16 protein-coding genes are annotated in these 20,080 nt (G+C 68.8%); 15 read left to right on the plus strand and 1 reads right to left on the minus strand.

Annotation, left to right across the window (positions count from 1 at the left end; genetic code table 11):
• The first annotated feature begins 11 nt into the window (after positions 1-11).
• The 5 genes from M3M27_RS09440 to dapB all read left to right on the plus strand — a co-directional run bounded on the left by M3M27_RS09440 (position 12) and on the right by dapB (position 4,439).
• Complete coding sequence (locus M3M27_RS09440) at positions 12-257, plus strand: FeoA family protein (RefSeq protein WP_434027880.1); 246 nt, start codon at positions 12-14, stop codon at positions 255-257.
• The gene (gene feoB / locus M3M27_RS09445; protein WP_434027881.1) at positions 254-2,107 is read left to right on the plus strand and encodes a ferrous iron transport protein B; all 1,854 of its coding nucleotides are present in this window, start codon (positions 254-256) and stop codon (positions 2,105-2,107) included. Before M3M27_RS09440 ends, feoB begins: the two co-directional genes overlap by 4 nt.
• Before the next feature lie 2 nt (positions 2,108-2,109).
• Positions 2,110-2,355 (plus strand): DUF6587 family protein, encoded by a 246-nt coding sequence (locus M3M27_RS09450; protein ID WP_140721648.1) that lies wholly within the window; start codon positions 2,110-2,112, stop codon positions 2,353-2,355.
• Positions 2,356-2,425: 70 nt separating this feature from the next.
• On the plus strand, positions 2,426-3,628 hold the full coding sequence (locus M3M27_RS09455; protein ID WP_434027882.1) for a PLP-dependent aminotransferase family protein: 1,203 nt from the start codon (positions 2,426-2,428) through the stop codon (positions 3,626-3,628).
• A 94-nt stretch (positions 3,629-3,722) separates the two neighbouring features.
• Positions 3,723-4,439: a 4-hydroxy-tetrahydrodipicolinate reductase gene (dapB, locus tag M3M27_RS09460; RefSeq protein WP_434027883.1), complete on the plus strand. Its 717-nt coding sequence runs from the start codon at positions 3,723-3,725 to the stop codon at positions 4,437-4,439.
• 62 nt (positions 4,440-4,501) lie between these two features.
• Here the strand turns inward: dapB and M3M27_RS09465 are convergent, their stop codons facing one another.
• Entirely contained in the window at positions 4,502-5,458 is a 957-nt protein-coding gene (locus M3M27_RS09465) for a bifunctional helix-turn-helix transcriptional regulator/GNAT family N-acetyltransferase (RefSeq protein ID WP_140721639.1), read from the minus strand.
• A 379-nt stretch (positions 5,459-5,837) separates the two neighbouring features.
• Between M3M27_RS09465 and carA the strand changes: the two genes are divergently transcribed.
• From carA to M3M27_RS09515, 10 genes are all read left to right on the plus strand, one after another.
• Positions 5,838-6,992 (plus strand): glutamine-hydrolyzing carbamoyl-phosphate synthase small subunit, encoded by a 1,155-nt coding sequence (gene carA / locus M3M27_RS09470; RefSeq protein ID WP_140721636.1) that lies wholly within the window; start codon positions 5,838-5,840, stop codon positions 6,990-6,992.
• On the plus strand, positions 6,992-7,417 hold the full coding sequence (locus M3M27_RS09475) for a four helix bundle protein (RefSeq protein WP_434027993.1): 426 nt from the start codon (positions 6,992-6,994) through the stop codon (positions 7,415-7,417). The genes carA and M3M27_RS09475 overlap by 1 nt, the downstream gene beginning before the upstream one ends.
• Positions 7,418-7,420: 3 nt before the next feature.
• A complete protein-coding gene (gene carB / locus M3M27_RS09480) occupies positions 7,421-10,663 on the plus strand; it encodes a carbamoyl-phosphate synthase large subunit (RefSeq protein WP_434027884.1) in 3,243 nt (1,080 codons plus the stop codon).
• On the plus strand, positions 10,660-11,136 hold the full coding sequence (gene greA / locus M3M27_RS09485) for a transcription elongation factor GreA (protein ID WP_140721626.1): 477 nt from the start codon (positions 10,660-10,662) through the stop codon (positions 11,134-11,136). Before carB ends, greA begins: the two co-directional genes overlap by 4 nt.
• A gap of 13 nt (positions 11,137-11,149) precedes the next feature.
• Complete coding sequence (locus tag M3M27_RS09490) at positions 11,150-12,070, plus strand: phosphoglycerate mutase (RefSeq protein ID WP_434027885.1); 921 nt, start codon at positions 11,150-11,152, stop codon at positions 12,068-12,070.
• A complete protein-coding gene (gene recJ / locus M3M27_RS09495; protein WP_140721618.1) occupies positions 12,067-13,794 on the plus strand; it encodes a single-stranded-DNA-specific exonuclease RecJ in 1,728 nt (575 codons plus the stop codon). The genes M3M27_RS09490 and recJ overlap by 4 nt, the downstream gene beginning before the upstream one ends.
• Before the next feature lie 143 nt (positions 13,795-13,937).
• Positions 13,938-15,063, plus strand: a protein-coding gene (gene prfB / locus M3M27_RS09500) for a peptide chain release factor 2 (protein ID WP_140721615.1) whose coding sequence is annotated in 2 segments (ribosomal slippage) — positions 13,938-14,012 and positions 14,014-15,063 — 1,125 coding nt in all. Because the reading frame shifts where the segments join, the coding sequence is not laid out codon by codon here.
• 73 nt (positions 15,064-15,136) lie between these two features.
• A complete protein-coding gene (gene lysS / locus M3M27_RS09505; RefSeq protein WP_434027886.1) occupies positions 15,137-16,651 on the plus strand; it encodes a lysine--tRNA ligase in 1,515 nt (504 codons plus the stop codon).
• Between the two features lie 246 nt (positions 16,652-16,897).
• Positions 16,898-17,911, plus strand: coding sequence for an HD domain-containing phosphohydrolase (locus M3M27_RS09510; protein WP_434027994.1), 1,014 nt, complete (start codon positions 16,898-16,900; stop codon positions 17,909-17,911).
• Between the two features lie 2 nt (positions 17,912-17,913).
• Positions 17,914-20,073 (plus strand): ATP-binding protein, encoded by a 2,160-nt coding sequence (locus tag M3M27_RS09515; RefSeq protein WP_434027887.1) that lies wholly within the window; start codon positions 17,914-17,916, stop codon positions 20,071-20,073.
• Positions 20,074-20,080 lie beyond the last annotated feature (7 nt).

Here is a 20,080-nt window from a genome sequence, read left to right on the forward strand (position 1 = left end):
CTGGTCGTTCCGTGACGCTGTCCGACATGCCTTTGCACCGTCTCGCCATCGTGCAGTCCGTGGAAGATCGCCAGCCGAACGACGCGATCGCGCGCCGGCTGCGCGAACTCGGTTTCGTGGCCGGCGAGGAGGTCGTGGTGCTGGCGACGGGGCCGGTCGGGCGCGAGCCGTTGCTGGTGCAGGTGGGCTATACCCGGTTCGCCCTGCGCCGCAGCGAGGCCGCCCGGATCGAGGTCGAGGAGGCGAAGGCGGCATGAGCGCATCGACGTTGCGGCTGGCCCTGGTCGGCAATCCGAACTGCGGCAAGACCGCGCTGTTCAACCAGCTGACCGGCAGCAAGCAGAAGGTCGCCAACTACGCCGGCGTCACCGTCGAGCGCAAGGAAGGGCATTTCCGCGCCCCGTCGGGGCGCGAGTTCGCGGTGCTGGACCTGCCCGGCGCCTACAGCCTGCAGCCGGCCAGCCTCGACGAGGCGGTCTCGCGTGACGTGATCCGCGGCATCTATCCGGGCGAACCGGCGCCCGACGTGCTGGTCTGCGTGGTCGACGCCACCAACCTGCGCCTGCACCTGCGCTTCGCGCTGGAACTGCGCGAACTGGGCCGGCCCATGGTGGTGGCGCTGAACATGATGGACGCCGCGCGCCGCCGCGGCATCGTGGTGGATCGCCTCGCCCTGGAGCGCGCGCTCGGCGTGCCGGTGGTGGAAACGGTGGCGGTGCGCCGCAACGGCGCGCATGCGCTGGTCGAGATGCTCGACGGCCTGTCGCCGGCGCAATCCGCGCCGCAGGTCGAACCGCCCGCCGACGGCAACTACCACGCCATGGTGCGCGGCATCCTGGCCGAGGCGGTCACGATGCCTTCGCGCACCAGCCGGGTCGACGATGCGCTGGACCGCTGGCTGCTGCACCCGGTATTCGGGCTGGTCAGCCTGGCGGTGGTGATGTTCCTGATCTTCCAGGCGGTGTACGCCTGGGCGACGCCGCTGATGGACCTGATCGATGCCGGCACCAGCGCGCTCGGCGGGTGGGTGGGCGGCGTGCTGCCCGAAGGCCCCCTCAACAGCCTGCTGGTCGACGGCGTGATCGCCGGCGTCGGCGGCGTGATCGTGTTCCTGCCGCAGATCCTGATCCTGTTCGCCTTCATCCTGGCGCTGGAGGAGTCCGGCTACCTGCCGCGCGCGGCGTTCCTGCTCGACCGGCTGATGGCCTCGGCCGGGCTGTCCGGGCGTTCGTTCATCCCGCTGCTGTCCAGCTTCGCCTGCGCGGTGCCGGGCATCATGTCCACCCGCAGCATCCAGGACCCGCGCGACCGCCTGGCCACCATCCTGGTGGCGCCGCTGATGACCTGCTCGGCGCGGCTGCCGGTGTACGCGCTGCTGATCGGCGCGTTCATCCCGCAGAAGACCGTGTGGGGCGTGTTCAACCAGCAGGGGCTGGTGCTGTTCGGCCTCTATGCCGCCGGCATCGCCAGCGCGCTGCTGGTGTCGTGGACGATGAAGAAGTGGCGCCGCGACAAGGGCGAGCACCCGCTGCTGCTGGAGCTGCCGTCGTACCGCCTGCCGCACCCGCGCGACCTGGCGCTGGGCCTGTGGGAGCGCGCGATGATCTTCCTCAAGCGCGTCGGCGGCATCATCCTGGCGTTGACCATCCTGCTGTGGTTCCTGCTCTCGTTCCCCGGCGCGCCGCCCGATGCGACCCTGCCGGCGATCGACTACAGCTTCGCCGGCCGCATCGGCCACGCCATGGCCGTGGTGTTCGCGCCGCTGGGCTTCAACTGGCAGATCTGCATCGCGCTGATCCCGGGCATGGCCGCGCGCGAAGTGGCGGTGTCCTCGCTGGCCACCGTCTACGCGCTGTCCGCCGCGGACGACGACGCGGCCGCGCAGGCGCTGTCGCCGCTGATCCACGACGGCTGGTCGCTGGCGACCGCGCTGTCGCTGCTGGTCTGGTACATCTACGCGCCGATGTGCATCTCCACGCTCGCCACGATCAAGCGCGAGACCAACTCGTGGAAGCAGATGGCGTACGCGGCGACCTACCTGTTCGCGATGGCCTACCTGGCCTCGCTGGTCACCTACCAGGTCGCCAAGGCGCTGGGAGCCGGCTGAACATGTCCGGCTCGCTGCTGCTCCAGTACCTGGTGATCGCGCTGGCGGTACTGGCCAGCGCCTGGGTGGTGCTCAAAAAGCAGTTCCCGAACACGGCGCGCCGGCTGCGCGTCGCCGTGGCGCTGCCGCTGCTGCGCGACGGGCGGCCGGCATGGATGCAGGCGCTGGGGCGGCGCGTGGCGCCGCCGGCGAGCGGCGGCGCGGGCGGCTGCGACGGGTGCAGCAGCTGCGGCCCGGGCAAGCGCTGACGGACCGGCAGGCGGTCGCTTCGCTGCAGCGCAGATCGGCAACGCCGGGCGTGGCCGTTATGCTTGTGCGATGACGACATCCTTCTCCATATCCCGCCGTGCGCAGGCGCTGACCAGTTCGGCGATCCGCGAAATCCTCAAGGTCACCGAGCGTCCCGAGGTGATTTCCTTCGCCGGCGGCCTGCCGTCGCCGGCCACGTTCCCGGTCGAGCGCATGCGCGAGGCGACCGAGAAGGTGCTGCGCGATGCGCCGCACGCCGCCCTGCAGTACGGGCCCACCGAAGGCTTCGCGCCGTTGCGCGAGTGGATCGCCGAACGGCTCGGCCGCGCCGGCGCCGCGATCCGCCCGTCGCAGGTGCTGGTGACCACCGGTTCGCAGCAGGGCCTGGACCTGCTCGGCAAGGTATTCATCGACGAAGGCAGCAAGGTGCTGGTGGAAGCCCCGAGCTACCTCGGCGCGCTGCAGGCGTTCTCGCTGTTCCAGCCGGCGTTCTCGCCGATGGCCTCGGACGAGCAGGGCGTGGTGGTCGATGCCCTGGCCCCAGGGCAACTGGCCGGCGGGCGCTTCATGTACTGCCTGCCGAATTTCCAGAATCCCACCGGCCGGCGCCTGCCCGGCGAACGGCGCACCGCGCTGGTCGCGAAGGCCGCCGAAGCCGGGGTGCCGATCGTCGAGGACGATCCCTACGGCGAGCTGTACTACGCCGGCGAGCCGCTGCCGAGCCTGCTGTCGATGAATCCCGACGGCGTGGTCTACATGGGATCGTTCTCCAAGGTGCTCGCACCCGGACTGCGGCTGGGCTACGTGGTCGCGCCGGAAGCGGTGCTCGGCAAGCTGGTGCAGGCCAAGCAGGCCGCGGACCTGCACACGCCGTCGTTCAGCCAGCGCATCGTGCACGAGGTCGTGCGCGACGGCTTCCTCGACCAGCACATCCCGACGATCCGCGCGCTCTACGGCCGCCAGTGCGAGTTGATGCTGGACGCGTTGGACCGGCACTTCCCGGAGCAGGTCCGCTGGAACCGGCCGGAAGGCGGCATGTTCATCTGGGTCACGCTGCCCGAAGGCATCGACAGCACCGCGCTGCTGGCGCGGGCGATCGAGCGCAACGTCGCGTTCGTGCCGGGCGCGCCGTTCTTCGCGGCCGATCCCCGGCGCAATACGCTGCGGCTTTCGTTCGTGACCGTGCCGGGCGAGCGCATCGAGGCCGGCGTGCGCGTGCTGGGCGAGCTGCTGCGCGAAGTGCTGGCCGAGCACGCGGGGCTGGCGGCATAGCGCGACGCCCGGTGCCATGGGGCCCGGGCCGGCCCGGCTCCATGGATGCGGTGGACGGCTTGTGGAGCGCCGCGGCGACCGCTAGCCTGCGCCGATGAATACCGTGCCTTTGAAGATCCTCATCCACGGCGCCTCCGGCCGCATGGGCAAGGCCTTGCTCCGCCTCGCCGCGGAGGACGATGCCCTGGACGTGGTCGCCGCGGTCGTGGGCCGTTCGCCCTCGCAACGCGTGGTCGACGGCGTGCCGCATTTCGCCGCCAGCGAGCTTTCCGGTGCGCCGCCGTTCGACGTGGCGATCGATTTCAGCCTGCCGCAGGGTTTCGGGCCGGTCCTGCAGCTGTGCGTGCAACGGGGCGTGCCGCTGGTGTCCGGCACGACCGGCCTGGAGGAGCCGCAGCGGCAAGCCTTGGCCGAGGCCGCGGCGAAGGTCCCGCTGGTGTGGGCCTCCAACTTCAGCCTCGGCGTGGCGGTGCTGACCGACCTGGTCGAGCGCGCCGCCGGCACGCTGCCGGGCTGGGATTGCGACATCGTCGAATCGCACCACGTGCACAAGAAGGACGCGCCCTCGGGCACCGCGCTGACGCTGGGCGAGGCCGCGACCGGCAGCGGCGCGCAGCCGCGCTATGCCAGCCTGCGGGCCGGCGACATCGTCGGCGAGCACCTAGTGCAGTTCACCGGCCTGGGCGAGCGCATCGAGCTGGTGCACCGCGCCACCAATCGCGACATCTTCGCGCGCGGCGCGCTGCATGCGGCCAAGCGCCTGCACGGCAAGCCGGCCGGCAGTTACCGGGTGCGCGACCTGATCGGTTGAGGGCGTCCATCGGATCTCCACCGCGGCGGCGATGCTTGGCCGCCGCGCCTGGAACCCGTGCTTCACCCGCGCGGCAGTTTGCGGACGTAGCGCTGCTCCATGACCTCGCGTCCCCACTGCGAACCGGGTCGTTCCTCGACGAGGACGAAACCGCTGGCCAGGTAGAGGTGCCGGGCCGCATCCAGGCCGGCAAAGGTCGATAGCTCGATGTGCGGGACGCTGCGCTCGTCGCAGAACGCGATGGCTTCGGCGAGAAGCCGCTTGCCGACGCCCTCGCCGCGGACGCCGTCCTCCACGATGAACCAGCGCAGGTGCGCGCGGTCCTTACCGAGGTCCTCGCCATCGATGGCGATGGTCCCGACGATTTCCTCGTCCATCAGCGCGGCCCAGGCGTTGTTCCCGGGATGCCCGATCCTGTTGGCGAACTCGGCCATTCCCGCCGCGACGCGGCTCTCGAAGAACGCGCCGAAGCCGCTAGTCCTGGCGTAATAGCGCGCGTGCATTTCCGCGCATCGCCCCACGAGGCCGGGGCGATATCCCGATTCGATCCGGATCGCCGGAGCGGACTCCGGGGATTGCGTACGCAGGTCTTCGAGGGCGCGCGCATAGGCGGCCAATCCCGAGGAGACGCGCCTCCGGCTCGCCGGACCTAGTCGGAGGACCGCGCCGCGGACTTGCCGCTCGGCGAAGGCATCGATCTCCGCCAGCGTTCGCCGGCCCTGTGGGGTCAGCGACAGGAGTTTGGCCCGGGCATCCTCGCTGGATGCCGTCTCGGTCACCTTGCCCGCATCGATGAGCTTGCGGATCAACCGGCTGATGCTGGATTTCTCCAGATTGAGGATTTCGGCCAACGCTACGGCCGTGATCGCCCGGCGCCGTCCGAGTTCGACCAGCGCGTGCACTGCCGAGGCGTGGAGGTCGGTGCCCGCGAGCGTCGGGCGCATGAACCCGAGTTCGCGTACGAGGCGCCGCGACGCATCGCGGATGCGATGGATGTCTTCGGCATCGGGATCTGTCATGGCGGCGGCCTGGTCGGGTTTGGTTGTATGGTGCAACCATTTGCCTGGCCAGGCAAGGAGCGACGGGGTGGCCACGCATGCTGGCGGCGATGAAGCGGGGCTGTCCAAGGCATGCGCAAGCCGAAGGGCCACAAACCTTGCCGGGCGGCGCGATGATGGGTTTTTTCGCCGCGCAATGCGGCTGCGGCCCGCGCGATCGAATGCGCGCCGCTACGGACGCCGCAGTACATTCGCGCTGGCAAGCGCGGGCACTTGCCGCTACAATTCCGGCTTGCCCGAACCCAGCGTCGGACCGGTTCCAGAACCGCGTCCGCGCTTTGCTGCAACCGGATTTTGGCCGGTGCGCATCGGAGTCCCCCGCAGCCAGAGCGAGATTCCCGTGACCCAACCCGCAATCCTTGTCCTCGAAGACGGCACCGTGTTCGAGGGCGAATCCGTAGGCGCCAACGGACTGTCCGTGGGCGAAGTGGTGTTCAACACCGCGATGACCGGTTACCAGGAAATCCTGACCGATCCGTCCTACGCCCGTCAGCTGGTCACGTTGACCTACCCGCACATCGGCAACACCGGCTTCACCGACCAGGACGACGAGGCCGCCCAGGTGTGGGCCGCTGGCCTGATCGTGCGCGACGTGCCGCGCCGCCCCAGCAACTGGCGCAGCCAGGCCTCGCTGGGCGATTGGATGATCGCGCGCGGCGTGGTCGGCATCGCCGGCATCGACACGCGCAAGCTGACCCGCATCCTGCGCGAGAAGGGCGCCCAGAACGGCGCGTTGATGGCGGGCGAGATCGACGTCGAGAAGGCCCTGGAGGCGGCGCGCAAGTTCCCGGGCCTGAAGGGCATGGACCTGGCCAAGGTGGTCAGCACCGACAAGCCCTATGCCTGGCGCGAGGGCCAGCTCGACCTGGACCGCAACGAGTTCGTGACCGCCGCGCCGAAGCACAAGGTGGTGGCCTACGACTTCGGCGTGAAGCTCAACATCCTGCGCATGCTCGCCGAGCGCGGCTGCGACGTCACCGTGGTGCCGGCGCAGACGCCGGCGGCCGAGGTGCTGGCGATGAATCCGGACGGCGTGTTCCTGTCCAACGGCCCCGGCGACCCGGAACCGTGCGACTACGCGATCGCCGCGATCAAGGAGTTCGTCGCCAGGAAGGTCCCGACCTTCGGCATCTGCCTGGGCCACCAGCTGCTTGCGCTGGCCTCCGGGGCGCGGACCGTCAAGATGGGCCACGGCCACCACGGCGCCAACCACCCGGTGCAGGACCTGGACAGCGGCCGGGTGATGATCACCTCGCAGAACCATGGCTTCGCGGTGGACGAGGCGACGCTGCCCGGCAACGTGCGCGTCACGCACCGCTCGCTGTTCGACGGCACCAACCAGGGCATCGCACTGACCGATGCGCCGGCGTTCTCCTTCCAGGGGCACCCGGAGGCGTCGCCGGGGCCGCATGACGTGGGGCCGTTGTTCGATCGGTTCGCCGCGTTGATGCGGGACTCGGGATCCGCGACCCGGGGCCCGGAAAAGGCCGCGTGATGCCGGTGTCCCATTTCAGGGAACTCGAAGTCTGGCAGCTGGCCATGGAACTCGCCCAGGGCGTTCATTCGTCGGCGGCGTCCCTGCCGCGCGACGAGGGCCATGGCCTGGCGGCGCAACTCCGGCGTTCCGCCGTTTCGATCCCTTCCAGCATCGCAGAAGGCAATGCGCGCGGCACCACCCGGGACTATGCGCGATCCGTGTCGATCGCCATGGGAGCGTGCGGCGAATTGCAGACGCAGCTGCTGTTGTCCGAGCGGCTTGGCCTGGGCGAACCGTCGCAGCTGGTTGCGGCGCTCCGGCTCTGCGAACGCGTCGGCCAGATGCTTTCCAAATTGCAGCAATCGTTACAGCGTCGGCTTGAATCCGGGTCCCGGGCCCCGGGTGCCGGGTCCCGCATTTCCGAGAACGTTGAGGATTACTGAAAAATGCCACGTCGTACCGACCTAAAGACCATCCTCATCATCGGTGCCGGCCCGATCGTCATCGGCCAGGCCTGCGAGTTCGACTACTCCGGCGCGCAGGCGTGCAAGGCGCTGCGCGACGAGGGCTACCGCGTGGTGCTGGTTAACTCCAACCCGGCCACCATCATGACCGACCCGGAGATGGCCGACGCCGTCTACATCGAGCCGATCAACTGGCAGACGGTCGAGAAGATCGTCGCCAAGGAGAAGCCGGACGCGCTGCTGCCGACCATGGGCGGGCAGACCGCGCTGAACTGCGCGCTGGACCTGGCCGACAACGGCGTGCTGGAGAAGTACGGCGTGGAGCTGATCGGCGCCAAGCGCGAGGCCATCCGCATGGCCGAGGATCGCGAGCTGTTCCGCGTGGCGATGCAGGAGATCGGGCTGGAGTGCCCGAAGGCTGAGGTCGCCAAGAGCTTCGAGCAGGCGGTGGAGATCCAGGCCAAGGTCGGCTTCCCGACCATCATCCGCCCGTCGTTCACGCTGGGTGGCAGCGGCGGCGGCATCGCCTACAACAAGGAAGAGTTCGAGGAGATCATCAAGCGCGGGCTGGAGCTGTCGCCGGTGCATGAAGTGCTGGTCGAGGAATCCGTGCTCGGCTGGAAGGAGTTCGAGATGGAAGTGGTCCGCGACACCGCGGACAACTGCATCATCGTCTGCTCGATCGAGAACCTTGACCCGATGGGCGTGCACACCGGCGACTCGATCACCGTCGCGCCGGCGCAGACCCTGACCGACAAGGAGTACCAGCGCCTGCGCGACGCCTCGATCGCGGTGCTGCGCAAGATCGGGGTGGATACGGGTGGCTCGAACGTGCAGTTCGGCATCAACCCGAACACCGGCCGCGTGGTCGTCATCGAGATGAACCCGCGCGTGTCGCGCTCCTCGGCGCTGGCCTCCAAGGCCACCGGCTTCCCGATCGCCAAGGTCGCGGCCAAGCTGGCCGTGGGCTACACCCTGGACGAGCTGAAGAACGAGATCACCGGTGGGCTGACCCCGGCTTCGTTCGAGCCCTCCATCGACTATGTGGTCACCAAGATCCCGCGCTTCGCCTTCGAGAAGTTCCCGCAGGCCGACGCGCGCCTGACCACGCAGATGAAGTCGGTGGGCGAGGTGATGGCCATGGGCCGCACCTTCCAGGAGTCGGTGCAGAAGGCGCTGCGCGGCCTGGAGACCGGCAAGGTCGGCTTCGACCCGACCGGGCTGGACCTGTCCAGCGAGGACGACCTGACCACGCTCAAGCGAGAGCTGAAGGCGCCGGGACCGGAACGCCTGTTCTACGTCGCCGACGCGTTCCGCGCCGGCATGAGCGTGGAGGAGGTCTACAACCTGTCGTACATCGACCCGTGGTTCCTCGACCAGATCGAGGAGATCATCGCGGCCGAGAGGCAGGTGGCCGCCGACGGCATCGACGCGCTCGACGCCGCGCGCCTGCGCAAGCTCAAGCGCGCCGGTTTCTCGGACGCGCGCCTGGCGCAGCTGACCGGGACCAACGAGGCGGCGATCCGCGCGCTGCGCCGCGCGCACAAGGTGCGCCCGGTGTACAAGCGCGTGGACTCGTGCGCGGCCGAGTTCGCCACCAGCACCGCCTACCTGTACTCGACCTACGAGGACGAGTGCGAGGCCGACCCGTCCAACCGCGAGAAGATCATGATCCTGGGCGGCGGCCCCAACCGCATCGGCCAGGGCATCGAGTTCGACTACTGCTGCGTGCATGCCGCGCTGGCGCTGCGCGAGGACGGGTACGAGACCATCATGGTCAACTGCAACCCGGAAACCGTCTCGACCGACTACGACACCTCCGACCGCCTGTACTTCGAGCCGCTGACGCTCGAGGACGTGCTGGAGATCGTCGAGCTGGAGAAGCCCAAGGGCGTGATCGTGCAGTACGGCGGCCAGACCCCGCTGAAGCTGGCCAAGGCGCTGGAGGCCAACGGCGTGCCGGTGATCGGCACCACGCCGGACTCGATCGACCTGGCCGAGGACCGCGAGCGCTTCCAGCAGCTGGTCGAGAAGCTCGGCCTCAAGCAGCCGCCGAACCGCACCGCGCGCACCGCCGAGGAAGCGCTGACGCTGGCGCGCGAGATCGGCTACCCGCTGGTGGTGCGCCCGAGCTACGTGCTCGGCGGCCGCGCGATGGAGATCGTGTACGGCGAGTCGGACCTGGCGCGCTACGTGCGCGATGCGGTGAAGGTGTCCAACGATTCGCCGGTCCTGCTGGACCGCTTCCTCGACAACGCGGTCGAGTGCGACGTGGACATCATCGCCGACAAGGACGGCGACGTGCTGATCGGCGGGGTCATGGAGCACATCGAGGAAGCCGGCGTGCATTCGGGCGACTCCTCGTGCTCGCTGCCGCCGTACTCGCTGTCGCAGCAGACGCAGGACGAGCTGCGCCGCCAGGTGGTGGAGCTGGCCAAGGCCCTGAACGTGGTCGGCCTGATGAACACCCAGTTCGCGATCCAGTCCAACGAGGACGGTACCGATACCGTCTACCTGCTGGAAGTGAACCCGCGCGCCTCGCGCACCGTGCCGTTCGTGTCCAAGGCCACCGGCGTGGCCCTGGCCAAGATCGCGGCGCGCTGCATGGCCGGCCGCACCCTGGCCGAGCAGGGCGCCACCGAGGAAGTCGTGCCCGACTACTACTCGGTGAAGGAAGCGATCTTCCCGTTCGCCAAGTTCCAGGGCGTGGACCCGATCCTCGGGCCGGAGATGCGCTCCACCGGCGAGGTGATGGGCGTGGGCCGCAGCTTCAGCGCCGCGTTCGCGCGCGCGCAGGAAGCCGGCGGCATCCGCGCGCCGAAGCCGGGCAAGGCCTTCGTGTCGGTGCGCGATCCGGACAAGAAGCGCGTGCTGCCGGTGGCCAAGGCGCTGGTCGAGCGCGGCTTCAGCCTGGTCGCGACCCGCGGTACCGGCGCCTGGCTGCAGCAGCACGGCCTGGCTTGCGAGATCGTGAACAAGGTCGTGGAAGGCCGCCCGCACATCGTCGATTCGATCAAGAACGGCGAGATTTCCTATATCGTGAACACCACCGAAGGTCGCGCGGCGATCGCGGACTCGTTCTCGATCCGCCGCGAGGCGCTGCAGCAGCGCGTGACCTATTCGACCACCATCGCCGGTGCCAAGGCGCTGGTGCAATCCCTCGAATTCCGCGGCACGGGCCCGGTGTGGTCGCTGCAGGAACTGCACAAGGAGTTGGAAGCATGAGAGCCCCCATCACCCTGAAAGGCGCGCAGCGTCTGCGCGACGAACTGGAACACCTGAAGTCGGTCAAGCGCCCCAAGGTGATCGCCGCGATCGCCGAGGCGCGCGAGCACGGCGACCTGAAGGAGAACGCCGAGTACCACGCCGCGCGCGAGGAGCAGGGCTTCATCGAAGGCCGCATCAAGCAGCTGGAGGCGGAGCTGTCGCACGCCGAGATCATCGACGTGACCAAGCTCGGCGCCGGCAGCAAGATCGTGTTCGGCGCGACCGTGGCGCTGGCCGACGTCGAGACCGACGAGGAAAAGCGCTACCAGATCGTCGGCGACCTGGAAGCGGACATCAAGCAGGGCCTGATCGCGATCTCCTCGCCGCTGGCGCGTGCCCTGATCGGCAAGCACGAAGGCGACAGCGTCACCATCGACGCACCGGCCGGCCAGCGCGAGTACGAAGTGGTCAGCGTCGAGTACCTGGGCTGACCCGGGGCCCCTGGTGACCACGGCGACGCTGCTGTTGCCGGAACGCGGGCGGCTGGCCGGGGCCGCGCTGGCCGACCCGGTCGCGCGCGCGCTCGGGCACGCCGATCGCGATACGCGCGAGAGCGGGGAAACGCCGCAGCTGCGCCGCCACTTCCGGCTGGTGCCCGGGCACTGGCCGGTCGCGGCGCTCACCCGCCAGCTGGACGTCGGCGACGCCTCCGGAGCTACCTGGGTGCGCGCCGATCCCGCCTACGTGGTGCCCGACATGCAGGGCGCGCGGATGATGGCGTATGGCGAGGCGCTCGGCCTGGACCAGGACGACGTCGCCGCCTTGCTGCCGTCGCTCAAGCCGATGTTCGGCGATGCCGGCTTCCTGCTGGATGCGCCGGTGCCGTCGCGCTGGTACCTGCGGCTGTCGCCCGAGGCGCGGCTGCCGAACTTCGACGAGCCGGGCGAGGTGCTCGGCGACGACCTGTTCGACCACCTGCCTGGAGGGGAGCACGGCCGCCGCTGGCGCGCGTTGCTGACCGAGGCCCAGGTCCTGCTGCACCAGCATCCGTGGAACCGCGAGCGCTCCGCCCGCGGCAAGCCGGCGATCAACTCGCTGTGGTTCTGGGGCGGCGGCGTGTATCCGCAGGCCGTCAGCTCCCCGCATGCGCAGGTCCGCAGCCGCGAATCGCTGCTGAGGGCGTTGGCCAAGGCCAGCGGCACCGATGCCGAGGGCGAGCGGCAGGTCGACGCGCTGATCGACCTGCGCCAGCTGCGTTCGCTCGAACAGTTCTCCACCGACGTGATCGCGCCGCTGCTCGCCGCCATGCGGCGCGGCGAGCTGGACCGGCTGCTGCTCGATTTCCAGGACGGCGCGCAGTTCGCGCTGGAACGACGCCATCGCTGGCGGTTCTGGCGCAAGCCTTTGCTCCAGCTCGCCGGATGAATCGTCCATTGCGGATCGTGCGGCGGCCGCCCGGGGAACCCGGGAACTGGCCCGACGGGATGCTGCCGTTGTTGCGGCGCCTGTACGCCGCGCGCGGGGCGGTGTGCCTGGAGCAGGCGCAGCCGCGGCTGGCGCAGCTGCATGCCCCCGCCGGCCTGGCCAACATCGACCGGGCGGTGGACCTGCTGGCGGATGCCATCGGCGCCGGGCGCCGCATCCTGGTGGTGGGCGATTTCGATTGCGACGGCGCGACCGCCTGCGCCGTCGCGGTCCGCGGTTTGCGCCTGCTGGGCGCCGCCGAGGTGATGCACGCGGTGCCGAACCGCATCGTGCACGGCTATGGCCTGTCGCCGGCGCTGGTCGAAGAACTGGCGCCGCTGCGCCCGGACCTGCTGGTCACGGTCGACCACGGCGTGGCCTGCCACGCGGGCGTCGCCGCGGCCAAGGCACTGGGCTGGAAGGTGCTGGTGACCGACCACCATCTCCCGGGCGAGCGGCTCCCGCCTGCCGATGTCATCGTCGATCCCAATCTCGACGGCGATGGCTTTCCCAGCAAGGCGCTGGCGGGCGTCGGCGTGATCTTCTACGTCTTGATGGCGCTGCGCGCGCGCCTGCGCGAGTCGGGGGCGTTCGCCGGCAATGGGCCGGACCTGTCGGTGCTGCTCGACCTGGTGGCCGTCGGCACGGTCGCCGACCTGGTGGCGCTGGACGTCAACAACCGCGCGTTGGTCGCCGCGGGATTGCGCCGCCTCCGGCAAGGGCAGGGTTGCGTCGGGCTGCGGGCGCTGATCGAGGCCAGCGGCCGCGACGCTTCGCGGCTGACCGCCAGCGACATCGGCTATGCGCTGGGGCCGCGCCTGAACGCCGCGGGCCGGCTGGAAGACATGGCGCTCGGCATCGAGCTGTTGCTGACCGAAGACGCCACGCAGGCGCGCGAGATCGCCGCGATGCTCGAGGAGATCAACGCCGAGCGGCGTGCCGTCCAACAGTTGATGACCGACGACGCCGAGTCCGCGGTCGCGCGCGCGTTGCTGGCGGCCGGCGATGGCTCGCCGCCCCTGGCGGCCTGCCTGTTCGATGCCGAATGGCATCCCGGCGTGGTCGGGCTGGTGGCTTCGAGGATGAAGGATCGCCTGCACCGGCCGGTGATCGCCTTCGCCCCGGCCGAGCCCGGGAGCGACCAACTGCGCGGTTCGGCCCGCTCGATCCCCGGCCTGCACATCCGCGATGCGCTGGCCGCGGTGGATGCCGCATGCCCAGGCTTGATCGGCAAGTTCGGCGGCCACGCCATGGCGGCCGGGTTGAGCTTGTCGCGCGATGCGTTGCCCGCCTTCGAGACGGCGCTGCTGGCGCACCTCGAAACCAGCCTCGACCGCGCCTTGCTGCAGGCCGAGCTGCACAGCGACGGCGAACTGGCGCCGCACGAACTGGACTACGCCCATGCCGAAGCGCTGCGGATGGCCGGGCCGTGGGGGCAGGGATTCCCGGAGCCGTTGTTCGACGGCGAGTTCGAGGTGGCGCAGTGGCGCCTGTTGAAGGAGCGCCACCTCAAGCTGAACCTGCGATGCCCGGGCCGGGCGGAGCCGTTGAACGCGATTCACTTCAACGGCTGGTCCGGGCGCGAACCCGGCCGCCGCGTCCGGCTCGCCTACAGGCTGGTCGGCGACGACTATCGCGGCGGCGAGGCGATCCAGCTGATCGTGGAGCATTGCGAACCGGCTTGATGCGGCTCGGTGCCCGCGGCTCGACATCGCTGACCAGCGAAGGCAGCGCGCAGCGCTGCGATCCCGTCGGGCCGGCACCCGCCCGCGCTGCGCCCGGATAGGGCGCTTGCTACAATTGCGCTCTTGTCTGCAGGAATACCGACATGATCGAAACCAATCCGATCCGCCAGCGAATCGCCGATCTGAACGATCGCGTGGTCTCGCTCAGGGGGTATCTTTGACTACGACGCCAAGAAAGAGCGTCTCGAAGAAGTGACCCGGGAGCTGGAAAGCCCCGATATCTGGAACAACCCCGAATACGCCCAGCAGCTCGGCCGCGAACGTTCGCTGCTGGACAAGACCGTGGGCGGCATCGCCTCGGTGCTGGACGGCCTGGCCGAGAGCGGGGAACTGCTGGACCTGGCCGAAAGCGAGCAGGACGAGGACACCGCGCAGGCGGTGGTCGCCGACCTGGACAAGTACCAGTCCCAGGTCGAGAAGCTGGAGTTCCAGCGCATGTTCTCCGGCAAGATGGACGGCGCCAACGCGTTCGTCGACATCCAGGCCGGCGCCGGCGGCACCGAGGCGCAGGACTGGGCCGAAATGCTGCTGCGCATGTACCTGCGCTGGGCCGAAGGCCGCGGCTGGAAGACCGAGCTGCTGGAAGTCTCCGGCGGCGAAGTGGCGGGCATCAAGTCGGCCACGTTCCGCGTGGAAGGCGATTTCGCCTATGGCTGGCTGAAGACCGAGATCGGCGTGCACCGGCTGGTGCGCAAGAGCCCGTTCGATTCGGACAACCGCCGCCACACCAGCTTCACCTCGGTGTTCGTCTCGCCCGAGGTCGACGACGACATCGACATCGAGATCAACCCGGCCGACCTGAAGACCGACGTGTACCGCTCCAGCGGCGCCGGCGGCCAGCACGTCAACAAGACCGAGTCGGCGGTGCGCATCACCCACGTGCCCTCGGGCGTGGTGGTGGCCTGCCAGACCGAGCGCAGCCAGCATGCCAACCGCGACCGCGCGATGAAGATGCTGAAGGCCAAGCTGTACGAGATCGAGCTGCAGAAGCGCAACGCCGAGAAGGACGCGCTGGAAGCGTCCAAGTCCGACATCGGCTGGGGCAGCCAGATCCGCAACTACGTGCTGGACCAGAGCCGGATCAAGGACCTGCGCACCGGCATCGAGCGCAGCGATACCCAGAAGGTGCTCGACGGCGACCTGGACGAATTCGTCGAGGCCAGCCTGAAGGCCGGCCTGGAGGCCGGCGCCAAGCGCGTGGACGCATAATCCGCCGCCACCCCCTTGCGGGAGGGACCGGAGTCCCTCCCGCGGAAATCCCCCCGTTACCGAACATCCCGCCATGACCGACCAGACCGCCACGCCCACGCCTGCCGACGAGAACAGCCTGATCGCCGAGCGCCGCGCGAAACTCAAGGCGTTGCGCGAGCAGGGCATCGCCTACCCGAACGATTTCAAGCGCGAGCAGTTCGCCGGCGACCTGCAGGCCGAGTTCGGCGACGCCGGGGCCTGGACCGCCGAGGCGCTGGAAGGGCTGGACCGCCAGGTGAAGCTGGCCGGCCGGCTGATGGCCAAGCGGGTGATGGGCAAGGCCAGCTTCGCCCAGATCCAGGACGAGTCCGGCCGTATTCAGGTGTTCCTGCAGGCCAACGCGCTGGGCGAGGCCTACGATGCCTTCAAGGGCTGGGACGTGGGCGACATCATCGCGGTCGAGGGCGGCCTGACCCGCACCCGCACCGGCGAGCTGTCGGTGAAGGCGGCCAGGCTGCGCCTGCTGACCAAGTCGCTGCGTCCGCTGCCCGACAAGTGGCACGGGCTATCGGACGTGGAGCAGCGCTATCGCCAGCGCTACGTCGACCTGATCGTCACCCCGGAAGCGCGCGAGGTCTTCATCAAGCGCTCCAAGATCATCCGCGCGATCCGCTCGTGGCTGGACGCGCGCGGCTTCCTGGAGGTCGAGACGCCGATGATGCACTACATCCCCGGCGGTGCGACGGCCAAGCCGTTCATCACCCACCACAACGCGCTGGACCTGCAGCTGTACCTGCGCGTGGCGCCGGAGCTGTACCTCAAGCGGCTGGTGGTCGGCGGGCTGGAGCGCGTCTACGAGATCAACCGCAATTTCCGCAACGAGGGCGTCTCCACCCGCCACAACCCGGAATTCACCATGCTCGAGCTGTACGAGGCCTACGCCACGTACCACGAGGTGATGGACCTGACCGAGAGCGTGATCCGCGATGCCGCGCAGTCCGTGCTCGGCACCGCCGAGGTGGAGTGGGACGGCGCGAAGATCGACCTGGGCCCGGCGTTCCGCCGTTGGCGCATGGACGAGGCGGTGCGCCACCACAACCCGGAGATCTCCGAGGCCGACTGCACCGACCGCGATGCGCTGCTGCGCCATTGCGAGCGCCTGAAGATCAAGGTCAAGCCGTCCTACGGCTGGGGCAAGCTGCTGCTGGAGATCTTCGAGGCCACGGTCGAGCACACCCTGGTGCAGCCGACCTTCATCACCGACCATCCGGTCGAGGTTTCGCCGTTGGCGCGCGCCAGCGATACCGAACCGGGCTATACCGACCGCTTCGAGCTGTTCGTCAACGGCAAGGAGTTCGCCAACGGCTTCTCCGAGCTCAACGATCCCGAGGACCAGGCCGCCCGTTTCCAGAAGCAGGTCGAGGCGAAGGAGGGAGGCGACGACGAGGCCATGCACTTCGACGCCGACTACATCCGTGCGCTGGAGTACGGCATGGCGCCCACCGGCGGCCTGGGCATCGGCATCGACCGCCTGGTGATGCTGCTGACCGGCAGCACCTCGATCCGCGACGTGCTGCTGTTTCCCTACATGCGTCCCGAAAACTGACCCGGGAAGCGGCAGCGCTCTATGCTGTCGCCCCGTTTCCTGCCTATGCTTGGCATGGCGGCCCCGGGGTGGCCGTCCCGCTACGGCCGGCGCCCGGGCCTATGCTCCTGATTGGAGGGAATGGTCATGCCTGATACGGCAGTTCATGCTCGCGGCGCTCCGGTTGCCGCGCATCCTTCGTGGCACACCAGGACGGATGCCGGTTTGAACATCGTGATCGTCGATGACCAGACCTCCGCGCGCACGATGCTGCGGCACGTCATCGAGGACATCGCCCCGGAACTGCGGGTGTACGACTTCGGCGATCCCCTGGCCGCGCTTTCCTGGTGCGAGAGCGGCCGGGTCGACCTGCTCCTGCTGGACTACCGCATGCCGGCGATGGACGGGCTGGAATTCGCGCGCCGGTTGCGCCGGCTGCCGAGCCACCGCGACATCCCCATCATCCTGATCACCGTGGTCGGCGACGAACCGGTGCGGCAGGCGGCGCTGGAGGCCGGCGTGATCGACTTCCTGGTCAAGCCGATCCGCCCCCGCGAACTGCGCGCCCGCTGCACCAACCTGCTGCAGTTGCGCCAGCAGAGCGAGAGCATCAAGCAACGGGCGCTGTCGCTGGAGCAACGGCTGCTGGCCAGCATCAACGAGGTCGAGGAACGCGAGCGCGAGACGCTGTCGCGCCTGGCGCGCGCGATCGAGTACCGCGACGCCGGCACCAGCGCCTACCTGGAGCGGATGGCGCATATCGCCGGCCTCATCGCCGAGCAGATGGGCCTGTCGGAGGACGAGGTGCGCCTGATCGAGATGGCCGCGCCCTTGCACGACATCGGCAAGATCGCGATCCCCGACGCGGTGCTGCTCAAGCAGGGCAAGTTGACCGAGGACGAGATGGCGGTCATGCGCCGGCACCCGCGGATCGGCTACGAATTGCTCAGCGGCAGCCAGAACCGCTTCATCCAGGTCGCGGCCCTGATCGCGCTGCGGCACCACGAGCGCTACGACGGCAGCGGCTATCCCGACGGACTGATCGGCGAGGCGATCCCGCTCGAGGCGCGCGTCGTGGCCGTCGCGGACGTCTGCGACGCGCTGCTGTCGCCGCGTCCCTACAAGGAGGCATGGACCATGGACGCGACCCTGGCGTACCTGTATGCGCAGCGCGGCCGGCTGTTCGACCCGCGCTGCGTCGACGCGCTGGTGCGTTCCCGTCCCGCGCTGGAGCGGATCTGCGAGAAGTTCTCCAAGGCCTCGGAACGGCCGGGTCTCTAGTCATGCTGGCTTTGATGGATACCTTACGCAGTCGCCTGGCCCAGCGCGAGGACAGCGAGCATGGGCAGGCCGCCATCCGGATAGGCATGGTCGCCCTGATCCTGGCGTACGAGATCGCGTCGATCTATCGTTGGGATCTCCCGGAAAGGCAGCTGCTCTACGTCATCGGCCTCACGCTGCTGGCGCAATTGCTGTCGCTGCTGCTGTTCGCGTGGATCGTCGCCCGGCCCGCCCGTTCAGACCTGAGGCGGGTGATCGGCATGTTCGCCGATTACGGCTTGATGGCCATGGCGATGAGCGCGGTGGGCGAGCCCATGGCCTGCATCTACGTCGTGGTGATGTGGGTGACGATCGGCAATGGGTTGCGCTACGGCAACCGGTATCTCTACCTCGCCATTGCCATGGCCATGGCGAGCTTCAGCATCACGCTGGCCACCAACGAATACTGGGAGCGCAATCTGCAGCTCGGCCTGGCGTTGTGGCTGGGATTGGCTGCGATTCCCCTGTATCTCTCGGGCCTGCTGCGCCAGTTGACCCGCGCGACCGCGGAGGCGCGTCGCGCCAGCGAGGCGAAGAGCCGTTTCCTCGCGAACATGAGCCACGAGTTCCGCACGCCGCTCAACGGTTTGTCCGGCATGACGGAGGTGCTGGCCGCTACCCGGCTGGACGCGGAGCAACGCGAGTGCGTAAGCACCATCCAGGCTTCGGCGCGCAGCTTGCTGGCACTGGTTGAAGAGGTGCTGGACATCTCGGCGATCGAGGCCGGCAAGGTGAGGGTCAGGCGCCAGGACTTCGCCCTGCGCGAGACCCTCGACAGCATCGGCTTGATCCTGAAGCCGCAGGCACGCAACAAGGGCCTGGACTACAGGGTCCACGTACCGGTGGACGTGCCCGACCGATTGAATGGCGATCCGGACCATGTCCGGCAAGTGCTTCTCAACTTGATCGGCAATGCGGTGAAGTTCACCGAGCGTGGGAGCGTGAACATCCAGGTAGCGGTGGCCGATCGCTCGCCGATGCGCTTGCGCTTCGAAATAATCGATACGGGCATAGGCGTGCCGGTAAGCATGCGCCCGAGGCTCTTCGAGGCATTCGAGCAGGCCGACAACGGCTTGACCCGCCGCTACGAGGGCACCGGGCTCGGCACCACGATCGCCAAGGGACTCGTGGAATCGATGGGAGGCAGCATCGGTTACGAGGAGAACCCGGGAGGCGGCAGTCGCTTCTGGTTCGAGGTCCCGTTCGAGGTCACGCCTTCCTTGGAGGCGCAGGGTTCGGCGGAAGCTTCCGTGCCGTCGGGCGCCGAACCGGACAACGTGATCGCGTTTACCGATCCTTTCCTGCGCCATCGTGCCCGGGTGCGCAGCATGCAGATCGTGGTGGGCGACGACCACGAGGCCAATCGCATGGTTCTGCAGCGGTTGTTGCAGAAGGCTGGCCATCGGGTGACGTGCGTGAATGGCGCGGAGGCCGTGCTCGATGCGCTTGCCGACCTGGACTACGACGCCGCGATCATAGATCTGCACATGCCCGGCATGAGCGGGCTGGACATGCTGAAGCAATTGCGGGTGCTGCAAGCCGGCGGCGAGCGCCGGACGCCCGTCGTGGTACTAAGCGCGGACGTCACGCCCGACTCCATCCGGCAATGCGAGCGGGCCGGCGCCTATGCGTTCCTGGCCAAGCCGGTCTCCGCCAGCCGATTGCTGGACACGCTTGCCGACATCGCGGCCAATCGCAGGCTCAGGCAATCGGAGCGTCCGGCGATGCAGGTCGCCAGTGCCGCCGATGGCGTGCTCGATCCTGCGGTCCTGAACGAGCTCGCCTCGCTGGGCATGGGCGACACGTTCGAGCGCGAGTTCATCCAGCAATGCCTGACCGATGCGGCCAATTGCATTGCGGGCATACGCACGGCCGCCGCCGGCGACAACTGGCTCGTGCTGCGGGAGCAGGCGCATGCGCTGAAAGGCGTGGCAAGCAACCTGGGGCTGCATCTGTTGGCCGGGCAGGGCGACGAATTGATGCGCATGCAGGATTGGCAGGTCAAGGCGGAAATCCACCAACGGATCGAAAGGCTGGACACGGGACTGCGGGAGGGGCGTGCCGCGTTGGATGCCCATCTGAGCAACCGCTTCGAAAAGGGCAAGGGCGCCGAGCCGAAGTAATAAAAAG

The sequence above is a fragment of the Xanthomonas boreopolis genome (genome assembly GCF_046529185.1).
Lineage (GTDB): Bacteria > Pseudomonadota > Gammaproteobacteria > Xanthomonadales > Xanthomonadaceae > Pseudomonas_S > Pseudomonas_S boreopolis.